The following is a 266-nucleotide window of genomic DNA, read 5'->3' on the forward strand; positions in this document are numbered from 1 at the left end:
ATATTAATGTTGGCGTACGTTACAGCCGAGATTTCTACCGCGGATTTTTTGCCAATACAACCTCGGGAAATCTTGATAATTCCGGTTTAACGACAGATGGCGTTCACGGATTTTCTACCACCACTGCGGACGATAATATGAGCGTTTTGGGTAATAAATACAGTTACTGGAGATATAATATTGATAAGTTGTCTTACACAGCTGCCGCTAATTATAAAATAAATACCAATAATGCTGTTTACGGACGTTTCTCTCACGGTTTCAGA

At 39.1% G+C, this 266-nt stretch carries 1 protein-coding gene; it reads left to right on the plus strand.

Going from position 1 to position 266, the window contains the following annotated elements:
* A partial coding sequence (locus FVA95_RS32405) for a hypothetical protein (RefSeq protein ID WP_205016079.1) occupies window positions 1–266 on the plus strand: 266 nt, incomplete at both ends.

Source organism: Pseudonocardia sp. EV170527-09 (assembly GCF_008369905.1).
Classification (GTDB): domain Bacteria; phylum Actinomycetota; class Actinomycetes; order Mycobacteriales; family Pseudonocardiaceae; genus Pseudonocardia.